This is a genomic window from Kangsaoukella pontilimi, from assembly GCF_009830125.1.
Classification (GTDB): domain Bacteria; phylum Pseudomonadota; class Alphaproteobacteria; order Rhodobacterales; family Rhodobacteraceae; genus Kangsaoukella; species Kangsaoukella pontilimi.
In genome coordinates this window covers 241,805-257,277 of the sequence record NZ_WUPT01000001.1, presented here as the reverse complement: position 1 = coordinate 257,277, position 15,473 = coordinate 241,805, and the positions used below count along the sequence as shown (strand labels likewise).

Below are 15,473 nucleotides of genomic sequence, written 5' to 3'. Positions count from 1 at the left end.
CGAACGAGGTTCCAGCGCCCGCCACCGGAGCCCCCGGTGGCGGGCGTTTCCTTGCCTAGCTCAGATGCTCGCCGAAAAAGGCCAGCGTCCGGTCCCAGGCCAGCGTCGCCGCCTCTTCGTCGTAGCGTGGCGTCGTGTCGTTGTGGAACCCGTGGTTCACATCCGGGTAGAAATGGACGCTGAACTCTTTCTGGTTCGCCCGGAGCGCCTCGGAATAGGCGGGCCAGCCCGCGTTGATCCGGTCGTCCAGCCCCGCGTAGTGGATCAGAAGTGGCGCCTCAATCGACGGCACGTCCTCGGCCGCCGCCTGACGCCCGTAAAACGGCACCGACGCCGCAAGGTCTGGATAGGCCACCGCCAGCGCGTTACAGACCCCGCCGCCATAGCAGAAGCCCACAGCCCCAACCTTGCCGGTGCTGTCCGGGTGGTCGCGGAGGTATTCGAACGCGGCGAAGAAATCGCTCATCAGCTTGCCGCCATCCACCGTGCGCTGCATCTCGCGGCCTTCCTCATCCGTGCCGGGATAGCCGCCGAGCGGCGTCAGCCCATCCGGCCCGAAGGCGAGATAGCCCGCCTTGGCGGCGCGGCGGACGACGTCCTCGATGTAGGGGTTCAGGCCCCGGTTCTCGTGCACGACAAGCACGGCGGGCAGAGGGCCGCTGGCATCGGCGGGACGCGCCATCAGGCCGCGGATGGTGCCGTGACCCTCGGGGCTGTCATATTCCGCGATCTCGGTCACGATGCCGGGGTCGTCCGGCGCGACCTGCTGCGCCCAGGCGTAATTCGGCTGAAGCTGTTCAAGGATCATCGCACCGGTCACGCCGGCGGCGGCATATTTCCCGGCGCGCGCGATGAAATCACGCTTGGTCATCTTGCCGTGCACGTAGCCGTCGAAGATTTCCAGAATGCGGGGATCGAAATCGCTGGCCTTGCGGCGCGGGGGCTGGGCGTTGGACATGAATGCTTCTCCTGAAAACGATGCTTCAGGATACGTCCCGCCCCCGATTCCTCCTAACGGAGTCTGAGCGCCCTAGCTGCAATCGAGCGTATAGACCGACGCATCCGACGACCTGAGCGGGTTCGACGCGACGAGGCATCCTGTCCGCGCCCGGATGACCGTAGGAAGCGACGCCACCGGCGAAGCGCCTTCGGCAATCGCGTAATTCTGCCCGTTCAACTCGATCTGGCGCATGCCATAGGTGCGGCTTTCGACCGTCACGGCCAGATTTGCCTCCGGCACGCGAAGTTCCGAATTGCGGTAGCTCAGCGCCTCGGCGGGCGACGGAGCTCCGGCGATGGCACCGCGGTAGATCGGCAGCGGCTCCAGCCCGTCCATCGAAAATTCGGCGCTGGTGGCCTGCGGCAGCACGCCCGGCTCGCCCCCCATGGGGCCGAAGCCTACGCCTTCCCGGTCGGAACATGCCGCTAGCACCAGACAAAATGCGCCCAGAAGACCTGTCTTGAAATACATGAGATCCCTCACTTTCGGCTTTCTCCGGCCAAGCGTTGCATACGGACCGCCGGAAAGTCGATACCCGGGCGGAGCGGCACCGTCACGGGGCCGAGCGACTGAAACCCCATTGCCGCATAGAACGGCACCGCGGTCAGCGTCGAGAGGCAGTCCAGACGTTCGATCCCGGCGTCTTCGGCCGACCGGAAGACATGGCTTATCAGCCGCCGCCCGATGCCTTCGCGGGTGCGGGCCGCGTCGGTGACCACGTGCCGGATGTGGCCGACGCCAGACGCGCCGGAAAATCCCGGCGGCGCGGCTCGGGTCCAGCCGCCTGCGCCGACGAGGACGCCCGCACCCTCCTGAACAACGTAGTAAGTCCCGCTCGCCAGCAAAGCGGGATTGGCGCGCGAAATCACCGGCACCGCGGTCACAAGGACCGAGGCCGGATAGTCCGCTTTCAGGAGGGCCGGATAGCTTCGTGCGAAGAGCGCGTCGAGCGCGGCCAGATCATCGGGCCGGGCGGTCCTGACGGTGAGCGTGTCGGCGGACATGAGAGGTCTCCAAAACGAAAAAGGCCGCAACCTTTCGGCGCGGCCCATTCGAGTGTCTGAAGCGGCGAAGATTACTTGATCTTGCCTTCCTTGTACTCGACGTGCTTCCGCGCAACCGGATCGTACTTACGTACGGTCATCTTCTCGGTCATCGTGCGCGCGTTCTTCTTGGTCACGTAGAAGTGGCCGGTGTCCGCGGTCGAGTTCAGACGAATCTTGATAGTCGTCGGCTTCGCCATGTCTCGTCTCCTGATAGGGGTCGCGATGGGCCACCCCGTGAAATCCTTGAAGCCCGCCTTCTAGCGACTGGACAGGGCCTGTCAACCGGAAATGCGGGGTTCCGCACCGCTTGGAAACAACACCGCCAGCAGCGATTCCACCTGACCGTCCTTGTTCATGATCGGGCTCATCAGCATGTCGAACTTGCCGCTTTTGGCCTGAAGCCCCGCGAGTCTGACGGCATCGCCTGACAGAACCCGCCTCATGCCCTCCGTAAGGGGTTCTTCGGCCTCTTCAGGCCAGAGCTCGGTCCATCGTCTTTGGACGACATCACCAAGGCCCTTGAGGCCGAGAGAAGAACAGGCCGCATCGTTGATGAACCCAACGCGGCCATCGGAATTCAGGATCACCGCACCATCGAGGCACCGCCTGAAAAAGGCGAGCGAGAACGTCGGTTCCAGCTTCGTCGGCATATTGCCCTCGCCGTCAGTCGGATCGAGGACCTCCATGTGTCTTGATTGATCACCCACAGCAATGACCTTCCTGTTCGCAAGTTGACACTACGCCTGACATGTCAGGTTTACAACACAGAAGACCCACCCAGCAGAACGCAACCATTTGAAACGGTTGAGTTTATCTTATGTTTAATTGCGCGGAAGGTGCATAAGCCGGATTCTGTACCGGCGCGGATGCGCCGGCGATGACCATTCATCTGGGCCCGCCGTCACCGGCGCGCTCTAGCTGCCAACCCGGACCCCGGAGCCGAAGCGCGCCCGTGTGAGGTCCCTATTTGGCATTGCTCCCGGTGGGGCTTGCCGTGCCGGTCCGGTTGCCCGTCCCGCGGTGGGCTCTTACCCCACCGTTTCACCCTTGCTCCGCGCGGACGCGGGGCGGTCTGTTCTCTGTGGCGCTTTCCCTCGGGTTTCCCCGGCCGGGCGTTACCCGGCACCGTTGCTTCGTGGAGTCCGGACTTTCCTCTCACCGCCCCCGAAAGAGCGGCAAGCGGCCATCCGACCTTCCGCGCAAGCGCGATCTAGGCGCTCGCCGCGCCTGGGTCAACGTGTCATGACATCGGGCGCAAGGGGCGCGACGGCACGCGGCGCGACATGCGCTCGCCCACGTCTGCCGGGAAATGACGGGCGAGGCCTGCCATCATGGCGTCGTCTGCGGGGCCGCGCGGCCCCGAGGCATCGGGCCTGAAGCGCTGCCGGAACGCGTCGAGGATCAGCGCCTCGCCCAGTTCCACCGGATAGCCGAACGAGGCGGCATTCCGCATGAAATCGCCCGGAAGGGAAGGCTCGGGCCAGATGGACAGCCCCTTCTCCGCCAGTCGCTTCCAGTCGAACTTCCGGCCCGGATCGGCCTTTCGGTCAGGCGCGAAATCGGAATGGCCGATGACGGCCTTGGGGTGCATGTCGTGGCGGCCAAGGATATCGGCCAGCAGCGTTTCGAGCGACCGCATGAGCGGTTCTGCGAACGGCGCCTGGCCGTCATTGTCCAGTTCGATCCCGACCGAGCGCGAGTTGACGTCCTCGCGCCCTGCCCAGCGCCCCTCGCCCGCGTGCCAGGCCCTTTTCGCCTCGTCCACCAGCCGAAAGACCTGGCCAGACCGGCAGATCAGGTAGTGGCTCGACACCTCGCAGTCGGGATCGCAGAGGCGGTCAAGCGCTGCCTCGGTGCTTTCCATGCCGGTGAAATGCAGGACGACGAGCGTCGGCCCGGCCTCGCCCCGCCGTGGACCGAAATTCGGGGACGGGCGGTCGAGGATGGTCATGGCGCTCAGCCTCCGCGCGCCGCGCGGAACGGGCTTGGGTCCCAGAAACAGGCGAAACCGTCACCGTCGGGGTCCAGCCCGCGCCGGTCACGCTCGGGTCCGCCAGCGGCAAGGAAATCCTCCTGCGCCTGATCGGCGGTCGAATAGCGCGCACAGTTCCGCTGGAAGCGCGATGCGCTGACGGTGCCCGAGCGACGGTAGACCTGCTCGCCAACGCGGTTCTGCGACGACAGAGCGAAGGCCACGACATTCGGGCGACCGCTCTCGGTTCGTTCGGGAACCGGGACCGGGGCGACTTCCTGTCGTTGTGCGCGGAGGCGCTCGAGACGCTCGGCATCGCTTTCGATGGTCTCCCGGCCGGCGACGGCATCGAAGCTCTGTTCGTCCGAGATGGTCGGGTTGTCGGTCCCCGCCACGACCGTGCCGCCTACAGGCGGCAGGGTGGACGTGAGCGGCGCCGTCCCTGCGGTTGGCGCGACATTGGGGCCGGTCGCCGTTGTGACGGGCGCGGTACCTGCAACGCTGCCGGGGCGCGTGGCCTCAAGCACCGCGAGCGTCTCCTGCCCGATCACCGCCTCGGACGGCACAGGGCGCGGGCGCATCGCCTGCAGTTCGGCGTCGCGTCGGGCGCGCTCGGTGGCGTAATAGTCGTAATCCGAGAAGCCGACACCGGGATTGCTGTCGGGAACGGGGGTCGAGCACGCCGCCAGAAGGCACAGCGCGCCGCCGATAAGAATGCGTGAGGTCATTGAACTGCCCGGCTTGTTTTGCTCGTTGCCGGGCAGTTTACCACCATTTGGCGGGCTTGGAAACAAAGCCCGCGCGGTCCTCGATCGCTTGCGCGACGTTCATCAGCGCACCCTCTTCCCAAGGCTTGCCGATAAGCTGAAGGCCGAGAGGCAGACCGTTCTGGTCGAGCCCCGCCGGCACAGCAATGCCCGGCAGCCCGGCAAGGTTGACGGTCACCGTGAAAACGTCGTTCAGGTACATCTGCACCGGATCGTCGAACTCCTGCCCCAGCGGAAAGGCTGCGGACGGCGTGGCGGGCGTCAGGATAGCGTCGACGCCTGCGGCGAAGGCATCGTCGAAGTCCTTCTTGATCAGCGCCCGCACCTTCCGCGCGCGGTTGTAATAGGCGTCGTAGAAACCGGCGGACAGCACATAGGTGCCAACCATCACGCGGCGCTTGACCTCGGCCCCAAAGCCCTCGGCGCGGGTTTTCTCGTACATCTCGGTCACACCGTCGCCTTGGCCCAGCTTGGCGCGGTGGCCGTAGCGCACCCCGTCGTAGCGGGCGAGGTTCGACGAAGCCTCAGCAGGAGCGATGACGTAATAGGCAGGCAGCGCGTATTTAGTGTGAGGCAGGCTGATATCGACGATCTTCGCGCCCGCATCTTCCAGCATGGCACGCCCCTCGGCCCAGAGCGCCTCGATCTCATCGGGCATCCCGTCCATGCGGTATTCGCGGGGGATCCCGATGGTCTGGCCCTTGATATCGCCGGTCAGCATGGCCTCGAAATCCGGCACGGGGATGTCGGCGCTGGTCGAGTCCATCGGGTCGTGCCCGGCCATGGCCTTGAGCATGATGGCGCTGTCGCGCACCGTCTTGGTCATCGGCCCGGCCTGATCCAGCGACGACGCGAAAGCGATGATGCCCCAGCGGCTGACGCGGCCATAGGTCGGCTTCAGCCCGGTGATGCCGACAAAAGCCGCAGGCTGGCGGATCGAGCCGCCGGTATCTGTGCCGGTCGCGGCAAGGCAGAGGTCCGCCGCCACGGCCGAGGCCGACCCGCCCGACGACCCGCCAGGGGTCAGAGGCGTGTCATCGGCGCCTCGCCACGGGTTCACGACATTGCCGTAGACGCTGGTCTCATTACTGCTGCCCATGGCGAATTCGTCCATGTTCAGCTTGCCGACCATGACCGCGCCCGCGTCAAAAAGCTGCCGTGTGACGGTCGATTCGTATTCCGGCTTGAACCCGTTCAGGATGCCCGACGCGGCCTGGCTGGCGACGCCTTCGGTGCAGAAGAGATCCTTGATGCCCAGAGGGATGCCGCACATGTCCGGCGCATCGCCCGCTTTCAGGCGCTGATCGGCTGCATCGGCCTGAGCCCGCGCGATCTCGGCGGTGGAATGCACAACGGCGTTCAGAGCTCCGGAGCCCTCGACAGCGGTCAGGCAGGCCTCGGTCAGATCGACGGAGGTGATGTCACCCGCGCGCAGCTTGTCGCGCGCCTCGGCGATGGTGAGTGCGTTCAGGTCGGTCATCGGCGTCACTCCACGACCTTGGGCACGGCGAAGAAGCCTTCGCGCGCGTCGGGCGCATTCGACAGGATCTTGTCCTGCATGCCCCCGGCGGTAACCCCGTCCTGACGCCGCTTCAGGCGCATCGGCGTGACGCTGGTCATCGGCTCGACGCCATCGACATCGACCTCGTTCAACTGCTCGACGAACCCGAGAATGCGGTTGAAATCCTGCGCGAGCGCGGGAAGGTCGGCATCTTCGACCTTGATCCGGGCAAGTTTCGCGACACGGCGGGCGGTTTCGACGTCGATCGACATGGGGCTGAGTGTCTCCATCACTATCGGGCACGCATCTAACCCGCACGCGCCCCCCTCGCAAGCACCCGTGGCCCGGCTTTGGCGCGCAAGGCGCTCCCCTGCCCATTATCGGCGCGAAAATATTCCGGCGGAAGCTCCGGAAGAAGCCGACTCGCCTTTCGATCACAATCGGAAGCGCCGATCGTTGCCTCGTGTCGATGGCACCAACGCGATTGGTACAACATTGTTCGCCGGGATATCGAAACGCTTCACGGAGCAGAGCCCCCTCTGCCCTCTGGTCTTTCCCCGCATTTGCGGAAACAGTCCCGAGCATGAGCGTTGCCCTCGTCATCCTGCCCATCGCGCTTGTCATCCTGACGGGCTGGGCCGCGCGCCGGTCGGGTTTCGTCCCGCGCGATGCGTGGCCGGGGATCGAGACGCTCAGCTTCCGCCTTCTTATTCCCGCAATCCTGATCGACGCCATCGGCGCCGCCGACCTCGATCCGGCGCGTATCGGGCCGCTTGCGATATCGCTCATCGGGACCGTTGCAATATTGGGCGGCATCGCGCTTGCCATGCGCGCCGTGCTGCCAAGATCGAAAGTTTCGAATGCGTCGCTGTCGAGCCTCGTTCAGACCTCGACCCGGTGGAACGCCTTCATCTCGCTGGCCGCAGCCGATCTTCTCTACGGCCCCGAGGGCGTTCTGCTGATCGCCGTGGCCATGGCCGTGCTGATCCCCTTCATCAACGTGGGCAACATCCTCATCATCGCATCGCTGGTGCGGGCCGAGGCCGGATGGCGCGGTGTTCTCAAAGCGGTCGCGACCAACCCGATCATCATCGGCTGCGCCATCGGCCTTGTGCTAAACCCGCTCGGCGGCCTGCCCGAGCCGCTTTCCAACGGCTTTCAGATCGTGGGCCGTGCCGCACTTGGCGTGGGCCTTCTGGCGGTGGGCGCAGGGATCGAGGTGAAGCGTTTTCTGGCTGTCTCGCGCACGGTGGTCCTCGCGGTGCTGATCCGGCCCGGCCTTGCGCCGCTCGTCTTCCTCGGCCTCGGCAGCCTCGCTGGCCTCGCCGGACCCGAGCTTGTGGCGGGTGTGCTGGCCACGGCGATCCCCGCGGCCTCGAACGGCTATATCGTGGCCCGGAAGATGGGCGGCGATGCCGAGCTCTTCGCCGATATCCTCGCCTGGCAGACGCTTGCGTCCCTTCTTGCCCTGCCCGCCTACCTTGCCCTTGCCGCCAGTCTCTGACGGCGCCAGGTCTCGATCATCCAGCCCAACATCACCGCGTTCAGACAATGCCAGACGAAATGGGTGCCGATCCGCGTGGTCTCGCAAAACATCTCATCGACCGACCGGAACGTGAGCGACACGCAGAGGATCGATGCCCCAAGCGCAAGGTTCCCGCCCAGCCGCCGGTCGCGCGTCGCCAGAAGCCCCGCGTAAAAGAAGATGATCAGCGGCAAGGGCCAGTAGCCCGACGAGATACGGAAGAAGGGCAGCGCGTCGAAGACCTGATTGGCCGCTGCGGAGAACGGGATGTAAAGCGCCGCGCCCAGTATCGCCGCCGGCACCGGCCAGCCCCAGAAGTCGCGATTGGCGAGGAAGATGTAGAAGAGCGAAAAGAGGATGATCGGAATCACATCGAGCGTCACCGCCCAGACCGTGGCATGAGTGTGAAACAGCCACGACCCGATCCCGATGGCGAAAAGGATCGCCGACAGAATGCGCCCGTCCCTCAGCCCGCCCGTCCGCCGCCACATCACCACGGCGGCGACGAGGAAGGCGATATTGGTCAGCGCATTCAGCGGCTCGGACCAATAGGTCAGGTCGGTCCGCTCGCAATAATTGTCGAAGGCTCTTGTCCAATCCATCCCGCCACCTGTTATGCTCACGCTCTGACCACCTAGGGAGGACCGCATGAAAATCACGTGGCTCGGACATGCCAGCTTTCGCATCGAAATCGAAGACCAGATCCTGCTTGTCGATCCCTGGTTCTCCGGGAACCCGGTCTTCCCCGAAGGCCGCGAGGCCGAGGCGACCGAAGGCGCGACCGCGATTCTTCTGACCCATGGCCACGGCGATCATACGACGAATGCCGTTGGTATCGCCAAAGCCAAGGACATTCCCATCGCCTGCATCCACGAATTGTCCAACATTCTCTCGGGTGACGGGGTCGAGACCATCGGCTTCGGCAAAGGCGGCACGATCAGCTTCAACTCGGTGCTGGTGAGTATGGTGAACGCGGTCCATTCCTCGTCCATCGATACAGGTGGCACAGCCGCCACCTATGCAGGCGGCGAGGCCGGGTTCATGATCCGGGGCGAAGGTCGCACGATCTATGTCTCGGGCGACACCGACATCATGGCCGACATGGCGTGGATGGGCGAGTATTACGCCCCCGATATCGGCATCCTCTGTGCGGGCGGACACTATACGATGGACATGAAGGCTGCTGCCTGGGCCGCGAAGAAATACTTCGACTTCAAGACGGTGATCCCCTGCCATTACAAGACCTTCCCGCTCTTGGCTCAGACGGCAGATGACCTTATCGCGGGCCTTCCGGGCGTCGACGTGAAAACGCCCGATGTCATGGAGACCATCGAGATTTGAGCCTCTTCCGGAAGCCCGGCGCCAGACGGCGCGGCGCCGGGAATTTCTATCAGCTCTGGATCACGGATTTCGGTCCGGACAAGACCGCCGTTGCCCGTGTCATCGCCGGGGAATGGGACAGCGAAACGGATGAGGGCTTCATGGCGGTTCTCGATAGAACCCCCTGGCTCTACCAGTCGCTCGATGCAGGCCCGGACACGTTCAGCCTGCTGAACATCCTCGCCCACCCCCTTGAGAATGCCGGCGCACGCACCGAGATCACGGCGGCGGACAGCCCGGACACGCCCTATCGCGGCTCCTGATCCCGGCGCGCGGCAAAGAACGCGCGCAACAGATCGGCGGCCTCTTCGGCCGCGATACCGTCATAGACCTCTGGCCGATGATGCGCCTGAGGGTGGGATAACACCCGCGCCCCATGGGCGACACCGCCCGACTTCGGGTCCGCCGCACCGTAGTAAAGCCGCGCGACCCGCGCCGCCGCTATGGCCGCCGCGCACATGGCGCAGGGTTCCAGAGTGACGTAAAGGTCCGCGCCCGTCACACGCTCACTGCCGAGCGCCGCTGCCGCCGCGCGAATGGCGAGAATCTCCGCATGTGCAGTCGGATCGGACAACTCCCGCGTACGGTTGCCCGCGGCCGCCAGAACCTCCCCGGTGGCACTCACCACAACGGCCCCCACCGGCACCTCGCCACGCGCGCCGGCCGCTCGCGCCTCCTCCAGCGCCCTGTCCATATGACTGCGGAAAACCATGCCCGGTGATCGCCCAAGGCCGTCCCTTCCGCAACTCCCTTCTTCTTGGTGCCAATACTCCGGGGTGCGCGAGGGGCAGCGCCCCTCGCAGAACGCGATCGCGGGGCAATCGCTGACCGCAATTGCCCCGCAATTGCGCCCACCGCGACGTGGCGAAGCCGCGGCGCAATCCCTTTCCGCCACCACGCGGATAGGGTAGAGGCGTCTCATGACGAAAACCCCACCAGACGGACAGCGCATCGCCAAGGTTCTTGCCCGGCGGGGCGTCGGCTCACGCCGCGCGGTCGAGGCGATGATCGAGGCGGGCCGCATCACAATGAACGGCAAGCCCGTGACCAGCCCTGCGCTGAACGTCACCGGCACCGAGACCTTCACGCTTGACGGCAAGCCCATCTCCGAGCCCGATCCGCCGCGCCTCTGGCTCTATCACAAACCCGCCGGCCTCGTGACGACCGAGCGCGACGAGAAGGGTCGTCCCACCGTCTTCGACAATCTGCCCGACGACATGCCGCGCGTGGTGTCGGTCGGTCGGCTCGACCTGACCTCCGAGGGGCTTCTGCTTCTGACCAATGACGGCGAGATCAAGCGGCGGCTGGAGCTTCCCTCCACCGGCTGGCTTCGGAAATACCGCGTCCGCGTCAACGGCACTCCCGAGGACGCCACATTCGAGCCGCTTCGGAAAGGCGTGACCGTCGACGGAGAGCGGTTCCAGCCGATGACGGTCACGCTCGACCGGCAGCAGGGGCGCAACGCGTGGGCCACGGTCGCGCTCCGCGAGGGGCGGAACCGGGAGATCCGGCGCGCGATGGAATCCATCGGCCTGACAGTGAACCGTCTGATCCGTGTCAGCTATGGTCCGTTCCGGCTGGGCGATCTCAAGCCGGGCGCGGCGGAAGAGGTCAAGGCGCGCGTGATGCGCGATCAGCTTGGCCTAGAGGCGCCGGAAAAGGACACCCGCGTCACCCGCACGCCTCGCAAGCCCCGCCGCCGCTAGAACGGACCGCATCCCGGAGTGTCCCTGCGGAAACAGCCCGATTTTCCGGCGGCCTATAGCGTCCCCCCAAGGCATCGCCTATGTTAAGCCCAGTAACGAAGGGACCACCCGCCCTGATGCAAAGGTTAGTGCTTGCTGCTTTGTTCGTCGTGGCCGTTGTCGCGATCGGTGCCGTTCTGGCCAGAGGCGCCGCGCGCCTGTTCGAGGCATCCGGTGACGACACCGCCAGGGCGACGGGCAATGCCATGCAGAGAACCGCCTTTTTCCTGCTCCTCGTCGTGATGATCTACGCCGTGATGACAGGAGCATCCTGATGGCCGAACGCTACGGCGGCAAATACAGCCCCGGTGCGGCCAAGGCCCCGCGCCGCCGCTCGAAAACGGGCGCGCGGGTGAATTTCCTGCACATCGTCCCTTTCGTGCTGGTGCTGACCGCGTTTCAGCAACCCCCGGTCGGCATGGCCATCGACCTTGTGGCGTTCGCCGTACTGCAGCTTGCGGCCTGGCTGACGCGTGAAGGGCTGCGGGCCGAAGAGGCCTATGAGGCGCGGAACGTCGCCAAGCGTCCGGCCATCCCGCGAAAGCTCTTCGGCAGTGCCATGATCGGCCTCGGCCTTGCCCTCGCCGGCCTGGACCCCGAGACCATGTCGCCCCTGAACCCCGCCATCTTCGCGATCCTTGGGGCCATCCTGCACGCCGTCTCCTTCGGCGCCGACCCGATGCGGGACAAGGGCGCCCCCGGCAGCGACAGTTTCCAGAACGAGCGTGTCGCGCGCGCCGTGGACGAGGCCGAGCGCCACCTCGCCGCCATGCGCGAGGCGATCGGTCGGGCCGGGGTGCCTGCGCTGTCCCGCCGGGTCGACGCGTTTGCCCGCACCGCGCAGGCCATGTTCCGCGCGGTCGAGGACGACCCCCGCGACCTGACGGGCGCGCGCCGCTATCTCGGCGTCTACCTTCTGGGGGCGCGCGACGCGACGATACAGTTCGCAGACCTCTACGCGAAATCGCGCAACGACGAGGCGCGACGCGATTACGAGGCCCTGCTCGATGATCTGGAGACCTCGTTTTCGGCGCGGACCGAGAAGATGATGCTCGACGACAAATCCAGCCTGGACGTTGAAATCGAAGTCCTTCGCGAACGGCTTGCCCGCGAAGGCGTCAGAACCAGATAACATGCAAAATCAATAACTCAGGGAACTTTACTCATGTCCGATACAGTTCGCCAGAAGGCCCAGGAAAGCGAGACGCTGGTCCGCGAGGTCAGCGAGGTTCATTTGCCCGTCCCCACCGAAGAGATCGTTTCCTACGAGGCCGCAGACCCCGGTGTCAGTGCCGAGATCGAAAAGCGCATCGGCGAGCTGGACATGACGAATACCGGCTCAATCGTCAGCTTCGGCTCGTCCGCACAGGTCGAACTGCAGGAGATCAGCCAGGCCATGCTGGCCGATGTCCGGAACAAGGATGTGGGACCGGCGGGCGACTCGCTCCGTGAAATCGTATCGACGATCCGGGGCTTTTCGGTGAGCGAACTTGACGTGCGCCGCAAGCGGTCATGGTGGGAACGGCTTCTCGGCCGCGCCGCGCCGATCTCGAATTTCGTGGCCCGCTTCGAAGAGGTGCAGGGCCAGATCGATAAGATCACCGACAACCTCCTGAACCACGAGCACAAGCTCCTGAAGGACATCAAGTCCCTCGATCAACTCTATGACAAGACGCTGAATTTCTACGACGAGCTTGCCCTCTACATCGCCGCTGGCGAGGAAAAGCTGAACCGTCTCGACACCACCGACATCCCTGCGAAGGAAGCCGAGGTTCAGGCCGCGCCGGAGGAAGAAGGCGTGATGAAGGCACAGGAGCTGCGCGATCTTCGCGCCGCGCGCGACGATCTGGAACGGCGGGTCCACGACCTCAAGCTGACCCGACAGGTCACCATGCAGTCGCTGCCGTCGATCCGGCTGGTGCAGGAAAATGACAAGAGCCTCGTCACCAAGATCAACTCGACCCTCGTAAACACTGTACCGCTCTGGGAAACCCAGCTTGCTCAGGCGGTTACGATCCAGCGCTCATCCGAGGCCGCCGAGGCCGTGCGGGACGCCAACGACCTGACCAACGAGCTCCTGACCGCCAATGCCAAGAACCTGCGCGAGGCCAACAAGACCATCCGCGAAGAGATGGAGCGGGGCGTCTTCGACATCGAGGCCGTCAAGGCCGCCAATGCCGACCTGATCGCCACCATTCAGGAAAGCCTGCAGATCGCCGACGAGGGCAAGGCCAAGCGCGCCGCCGCCGAGGAAGAGCTGCGGAAGATGGAAGCGGAGCTGAAGGATACGCTCGCCGCCGCGAAGGCTCGTGCCGATGGCACCGGCACCTCGACCGGCCAGAGCGTTCCCTCCGCCTGACCGACGGGCATGCGGCGCGCGGCACTAGCCTTTGCGATGGCGGCCCTGCTGGCGGGCTGCGTGGAACCGGGCGCGCTTCGGAACAGCCCCGTCCCTGACGCGCGCCCGTCGCAGCCGCCCCCGCAGGAACGGAGCAGTGAGAGCGCGGATATCGAGACGTTCTATTCCCGCGTCGAGCGCCGGCTTCTGACACAGGGGCTTTTGCGCACCGATGGCGGCGGGCCGGACGTGCCCTTCACGGACGAAATGCTGGCGCGAAACTTCCTCGCACTGGCCTTCACCGAAGAATATTCGGATATCGGCGGCCGCGTCACGGCCCGGCCCCGCGCCTCGACCCTGCACCGGTGGGACGGTCCGGTGCGCATCACGCCGGTTTTCGGCGCAACGGTTCCGGACGAGGTCGTCGCCGCCGACAGCGTCTTCGTCGACGGCTATGCGCGGCGTCTGTCACGGGCGACCGGGCATCCCGTGACGACAGCCAGCAGCGGCGGAAACTTCACCCTCTTCGTTCTTCACGATCAGGACCTGCGCCGGATCGGCCCGCGTCTCAAGGCGCGGCTTCCGGAAATCTCCCAGTCCGAGATCGCATTTGTCGAGGCCCTGCCGCTCGACGCTTATTGCATCGTTTTCACGTCGGATCCCGACAATTCCGGGCGGATCGCCGCCGCCGTCGCCATCGTGCGGGCCGAACTCCCCGACCCGCTTCGCCAGTCCTGCTATCACGAGGAACTGGCCCAGGGCCTTGGCATCGCCAATGACAGCGACCTCGCGCGACCGTCTATCTTCAAGGACGATGACGAATTCGGCCGCCTGACCACCCATGACGAATATGTCCTCAGGCTTCTCTACGACCCGCGCCTCACCCCCGGCATGTCCGAGGCCGAGGCAGCCCCCCTTGTGCGCGAGGCCGCACGCGCCATGATGGCCCCGGCCATCTAGCCAAGACAGGAGACCCCGATATGGGCATTTTCGACTTTCTCTCCGGCGAATTCATCGACGTCATTCACTGGACCGACGACACTCGCGACACGATGGTCTGGCGTTTCGAACGCGAGGGCCACGCGATCAAGTACGGCGCGAAACTGACCGTCCGCGAGGGTCAGGCCGCGGTCTTTGTCCACGAGGGGCAACTGGCCGATACGTTCATGCCGGGCCTCTACATGCTCGAGACGAACAACCTGCCCATCCTGACGACGCTTCAGCACTGGGACCACGGGTTCCGGTCGCCCTTCAAGTCAGAGGTCTATTTTATCTCGACCCGGCGCTTCACCGACCTCAAATGGGGCACGAAGAACCCGGTCATCCTGCGCGATCCCGAGTTCGGCCCGACCCGCGTGCGCGCCTTCGGTACATATACGGTAAAGGTCAGCGATCCGGGCCGGTTCCTCGTCGAGATCGTGGGAACCGATGGCGAATTCACGATGGATGAGATCAGCTTCCAGATCCGCAACATCATCGTGCAGGAGTTCAGCCGCGTGATCGCGACGGCGGGAATCCCGGTCCTCGATATGGCGGCCAATACAAAAGACCTCGGACGGATCCTGGCAGAAGCGATCTCGGGGACGATCTCGGCCTACGGGCTCGAGCTTCCCGAACTCTATATCGAGAACATCTCGCTGCCGCCGGCAGTGGAAAAGGCGCTCGACGAGCGCACGTCCCGTGGCGTCGTGGGGAGCCTTGACGAGCACCTCCGGTACAAGGCGGCAGAGTCGCTTTCAGAAGGCGGCGCGGCGGGCGCGGCCATGGGAACCGGCCTCGGCGCCGGAATGGGCATGCAGATGGGCGGGATGATGATGGGCGGACAGGGCCCCTGGGGCGCGCGCCCGGCTGCACCCGCTGCCCCGCCGCCACCCCCGGTCGAGCATATCTGGCACGTCGCGAAGGACGGTCAGACATCCGGTCCCTTCTCGAAGGCGGAGCTGGGGCAGATGGCTGCCAAAGGTGACCTCGCACGCGACAGCTGGGTCTGGACACAGGGACAGGATGGTTGGGAACGGGCCGAGGATACCGAGCTTGCCCAGCTCTTCACCGTCGCGCCGCCTCCACCTCCAGGGCCGGAGTGACCGGATGCGACGCACCTCCATTTTCTTCTTGGATGAAATACTCCGGGGGAGCGCGAGGGGGCAGCGCCCCCTCGCCTGCCGCGTTTCGTCCCGAAACGCGGAGCGCGATTTGCCT

Annotated in this window: 20 protein-coding genes and 1 other RNA gene; 9 read left to right on the top strand and 12 right to left on the bottom strand. The window is 65.2% G+C overall.

Features of this window, described 5'->3' with window-relative positions:
• Positions 1 to 55: 55 nt before the first annotated feature.
• The 10 genes from yghX to gatC form a co-directional block, all read right to left on the bottom strand.
• Positions 56 to 958: a YghX family hydrolase gene (gene yghX / locus GQ651_RS01370; RefSeq protein WP_160762421.1), complete on the bottom strand. Its 903-nt coding sequence runs from the start codon at positions 956 to 958 to the stop codon at positions 56 to 58.
• A 72-nt stretch (positions 959 to 1,030) separates the two neighbouring features.
• The gene (locus GQ651_RS01365) at positions 1,031 to 1,471 is read right to left on the bottom strand and encodes a hypothetical protein (RefSeq protein ID WP_160762420.1); all 441 of its coding nucleotides are present in this window, start codon (positions 1,469 to 1,471) and stop codon (positions 1,031 to 1,033) included.
• An 8-nt stretch (positions 1,472 to 1,479) separates the two neighbouring features.
• Positions 1,480 to 2,004 carry a GNAT family N-acetyltransferase gene (locus tag GQ651_RS01360; protein ID WP_160762419.1) on the bottom strand — a complete coding sequence of 175 codons (525 nt, stop codon included), beginning with the start codon at positions 2,002 to 2,004 and terminating at the stop codon, positions 1,480 to 1,482.
• Between the two features lie 71 nt (positions 2,005 to 2,075).
• Positions 2,076 to 2,243, bottom strand: a complete 168-nt coding sequence (gene rpmG, locus GQ651_RS01355) for a 50S ribosomal protein L33 (protein WP_008330537.1) — start codon at positions 2,241 to 2,243, stop codon at positions 2,076 to 2,078.
• Positions 2,244 to 2,324: 81 nt separating this feature from the next.
• Positions 2,325 to 2,732 (bottom strand): PAS domain-containing protein, encoded by a 408-nt coding sequence (locus tag GQ651_RS01350; protein WP_160762418.1) that lies wholly within the window; start codon positions 2,730 to 2,732, stop codon positions 2,325 to 2,327.
• 139 nt (positions 2,733 to 2,871) lie between these two features.
• An RNA gene (gene rnpB / locus GQ651_RS01345) (RNase P RNA component class A) lies at positions 2,872 to 3,245 on the bottom strand.
• A gap of 41 nt (positions 3,246 to 3,286) precedes the next feature.
• Positions 3,287 to 3,997: an N-acetylmuramoyl-L-alanine amidase gene (locus tag GQ651_RS01340; RefSeq protein WP_160762417.1), complete on the bottom strand. Its 711-nt coding sequence runs from the start codon at positions 3,995 to 3,997 to the stop codon at positions 3,287 to 3,289.
• A gap of 5 nt (positions 3,998 to 4,002) precedes the next feature.
• Positions 4,003 to 4,746 carry a hypothetical protein gene (locus GQ651_RS01335; RefSeq protein WP_160762416.1) on the bottom strand — a complete coding sequence of 248 codons (744 nt, stop codon included), beginning with the start codon at positions 4,744 to 4,746 and terminating at the stop codon, positions 4,003 to 4,005.
• Positions 4,747 to 4,783: 37 nt separating this feature from the next.
• On the bottom strand, positions 4,784 to 6,265 hold the full coding sequence (gatA, locus tag GQ651_RS01330) for an Asp-tRNA(Asn)/Glu-tRNA(Gln) amidotransferase subunit GatA (RefSeq protein WP_160762415.1): 1,482 nt from the start codon (positions 6,263 to 6,265) through the stop codon (positions 4,784 to 4,786).
• A gap of 5 nt (positions 6,266 to 6,270) precedes the next feature.
• Positions 6,271 to 6,558 carry an Asp-tRNA(Asn)/Glu-tRNA(Gln) amidotransferase subunit GatC gene (gene gatC / locus GQ651_RS01325; protein ID WP_160762414.1) on the bottom strand — a complete coding sequence of 96 codons (288 nt, stop codon included), beginning with the start codon at positions 6,556 to 6,558 and terminating at the stop codon, positions 6,271 to 6,273.
• 311 nt (positions 6,559 to 6,869) lie between these two features.
• Between gatC and GQ651_RS01320 the strand changes: the two genes are divergently transcribed.
• Positions 6,870 to 7,790 carry an AEC family transporter gene (locus GQ651_RS01320; protein ID WP_160762413.1) on the top strand — a complete coding sequence of 307 codons (921 nt, stop codon included), beginning with the start codon at positions 6,870 to 6,872 and terminating at the stop codon, positions 7,788 to 7,790.
• Here GQ651_RS01320 and GQ651_RS01315 read toward each other — a convergent pair.
• On the bottom strand, positions 7,763 to 8,413 hold the full coding sequence (locus tag GQ651_RS01315; RefSeq protein ID WP_160762412.1) for a ceramidase domain-containing protein: 651 nt from the start codon (positions 8,411 to 8,413) through the stop codon (positions 7,763 to 7,765). The two genes, GQ651_RS01320 and GQ651_RS01315, sit on opposite strands and share 28 nt — an antisense overlap.
• 46 nt (positions 8,414 to 8,459) lie before the next feature.
• Between GQ651_RS01315 and GQ651_RS01310 the strand changes: the two genes are divergently transcribed.
• Both GQ651_RS01310 and GQ651_RS01305 read left to right on the top strand, forming a co-directional pair.
• Entirely contained in the window at positions 8,460 to 9,152 is a 693-nt protein-coding gene (locus GQ651_RS01310) for a metal-dependent hydrolase (RefSeq protein ID WP_160762411.1), read from the top strand.
• Complete coding sequence (locus GQ651_RS01305) at positions 9,149 to 9,454, top strand: hypothetical protein (protein WP_160762410.1); 306 nt, start codon at positions 9,149 to 9,151, stop codon at positions 9,452 to 9,454. Before GQ651_RS01310 ends, GQ651_RS01305 begins: the two co-directional genes overlap by 4 nt.
• On the opposite strand, the gene GQ651_RS01300 is transcribed toward GQ651_RS01305, so the two are convergent.
• Complete coding sequence (locus GQ651_RS01300) at positions 9,439 to 9,903, bottom strand: nucleoside deaminase (protein ID WP_160762409.1); 465 nt, start codon at positions 9,901 to 9,903, stop codon at positions 9,439 to 9,441. The genes GQ651_RS01305 and GQ651_RS01300 overlap by 16 nt on opposite strands.
• A gap of 208 nt (positions 9,904 to 10,111) precedes the next feature.
• Here GQ651_RS01300 and GQ651_RS01295 point away from each other — a divergent pair, with 208 nt between their 5' ends.
• The 6 genes from GQ651_RS01295 to GQ651_RS01270 all read left to right on the top strand — a co-directional run bounded on the left by GQ651_RS01295 (position 10,112) and on the right by GQ651_RS01270 (position 15,358).
• A complete protein-coding gene (locus GQ651_RS01295; protein WP_160762408.1) occupies positions 10,112 to 10,897 on the top strand; it encodes a pseudouridine synthase in 786 nt (261 codons plus the stop codon).
• A gap of 116 nt (positions 10,898 to 11,013) precedes the next feature.
• The gene (locus GQ651_RS01290; protein ID WP_160762407.1) at positions 11,014 to 11,211 is read left to right on the top strand and encodes a hypothetical protein; all 198 of its coding nucleotides are present in this window, start codon (positions 11,014 to 11,016) and stop codon (positions 11,209 to 11,211) included.
• Entirely contained in the window at positions 11,211 to 12,068 is an 858-nt protein-coding gene (locus GQ651_RS01285) for a 5-bromo-4-chloroindolyl phosphate hydrolysis family protein (RefSeq protein WP_160762406.1), read from the top strand. Before GQ651_RS01290 ends, GQ651_RS01285 begins: the two co-directional genes overlap by 1 nt.
• A gap of 33 nt (positions 12,069 to 12,101) precedes the next feature.
• Positions 12,102 to 13,295 (top strand): toxic anion resistance protein, encoded by a 1,194-nt coding sequence (locus GQ651_RS01280; protein WP_160762405.1) that lies wholly within the window; start codon positions 12,102 to 12,104, stop codon positions 13,293 to 13,295.
• A 9-nt stretch (positions 13,296 to 13,304) separates the two neighbouring features.
• Positions 13,305 to 14,234 (top strand): DUF2927 domain-containing protein, encoded by a 930-nt coding sequence (locus tag GQ651_RS01275; protein ID WP_160762404.1) that lies wholly within the window; start codon positions 13,305 to 13,307, stop codon positions 14,232 to 14,234.
• Positions 14,235 to 14,254: 20 nt separating this feature from the next.
• Positions 14,255 to 15,358 carry an SPFH domain-containing protein gene (locus tag GQ651_RS01270; RefSeq protein WP_160762403.1) on the top strand — a complete coding sequence of 368 codons (1,104 nt, stop codon included), beginning with the start codon at positions 14,255 to 14,257 and terminating at the stop codon, positions 15,356 to 15,358.
• Positions 15,359 to 15,473: the final 115 nt, after the last annotated feature.

Coding starts and splice junctions, on each gene's coding strand:
- yghX (WP_160762421.1), bottom strand. CDS start 958: ATGTCCAACGCCCAGCCCCCGCGCCGCAAGGCCAGCGATTTCGATCCC.
- GQ651_RS01365 (WP_160762420.1), bottom strand. CDS start 1,471: ATGTATTTCAAGACAGGTCTTCTGGGCGCATTTTGTCTGGTGCTAGCG.
- GQ651_RS01360 (WP_160762419.1), bottom strand. CDS start 2,004: ATGTCCGCCGACACGCTCACCGTCAGGACCGCCCGGCCCGATGATCTG.
- rpmG (WP_008330537.1), bottom strand. CDS start 2,243: ATGGCGAAGCCGACGACTATCAAGATTCGTCTGAACTCGACCGCGGAC.
- GQ651_RS01350 (WP_160762418.1), bottom strand. CDS start 2,732: ATGGAGGTCCTCGATCCGACTGACGGCGAGGGCAATATGCCGACGAAG.
- GQ651_RS01340 (WP_160762417.1), bottom strand. CDS start 3,997: ATGACCATCCTCGACCGCCCGTCCCCGAATTTCGGTCCACGGCGGGGC.
- GQ651_RS01335 (WP_160762416.1), bottom strand. CDS start 4,746: ATGACCTCACGCATTCTTATCGGCGGCGCGCTGTGCCTTCTGGCGGCG.
- gatA (WP_160762415.1), bottom strand. CDS start 6,265: ATGACCGACCTGAACGCACTCACCATCGCCGAGGCGCGCGACAAGCTG.
- gatC (WP_160762414.1), bottom strand. CDS start 6,558: ATGTCGATCGACGTCGAAACCGCCCGCCGTGTCGCGAAACTTGCCCGG.
- GQ651_RS01320 (WP_160762413.1), top strand. CDS start 6,870: ATGAGCGTTGCCCTCGTCATCCTGCCCATCGCGCTTGTCATCCTGACG.
- GQ651_RS01315 (WP_160762412.1), bottom strand. CDS start 8,413: ATGGATTGGACAAGAGCCTTCGACAATTATTGCGAGCGGACCGACCTG.
- GQ651_RS01310 (WP_160762411.1), top strand. CDS start 8,460: ATGAAAATCACGTGGCTCGGACATGCCAGCTTTCGCATCGAAATCGAA.
- GQ651_RS01300 (WP_160762409.1), bottom strand. CDS start 9,903: ATGGTTTTCCGCAGTCATATGGACAGGGCGCTGGAGGAGGCGCGAGCG.
- GQ651_RS01295 (WP_160762408.1), top strand. CDS start 10,112: ATGACGAAAACCCCACCAGACGGACAGCGCATCGCCAAGGTTCTTGCC.
- GQ651_RS01290 (WP_160762407.1), top strand. CDS start 11,014: ATGCAAAGGTTAGTGCTTGCTGCTTTGTTCGTCGTGGCCGTTGTCGCG.
- GQ651_RS01285 (WP_160762406.1), top strand. CDS start 11,211: ATGGCCGAACGCTACGGCGGCAAATACAGCCCCGGTGCGGCCAAGGCC.
- GQ651_RS01280 (WP_160762405.1), top strand. CDS start 12,102: ATGTCCGATACAGTTCGCCAGAAGGCCCAGGAAAGCGAGACGCTGGTC.
- GQ651_RS01275 (WP_160762404.1), top strand. CDS start 13,305: ATGCGGCGCGCGGCACTAGCCTTTGCGATGGCGGCCCTGCTGGCGGGC.
- GQ651_RS01270 (WP_160762403.1), top strand. CDS start 14,255: ATGGGCATTTTCGACTTTCTCTCCGGCGAATTCATCGACGTCATTCAC.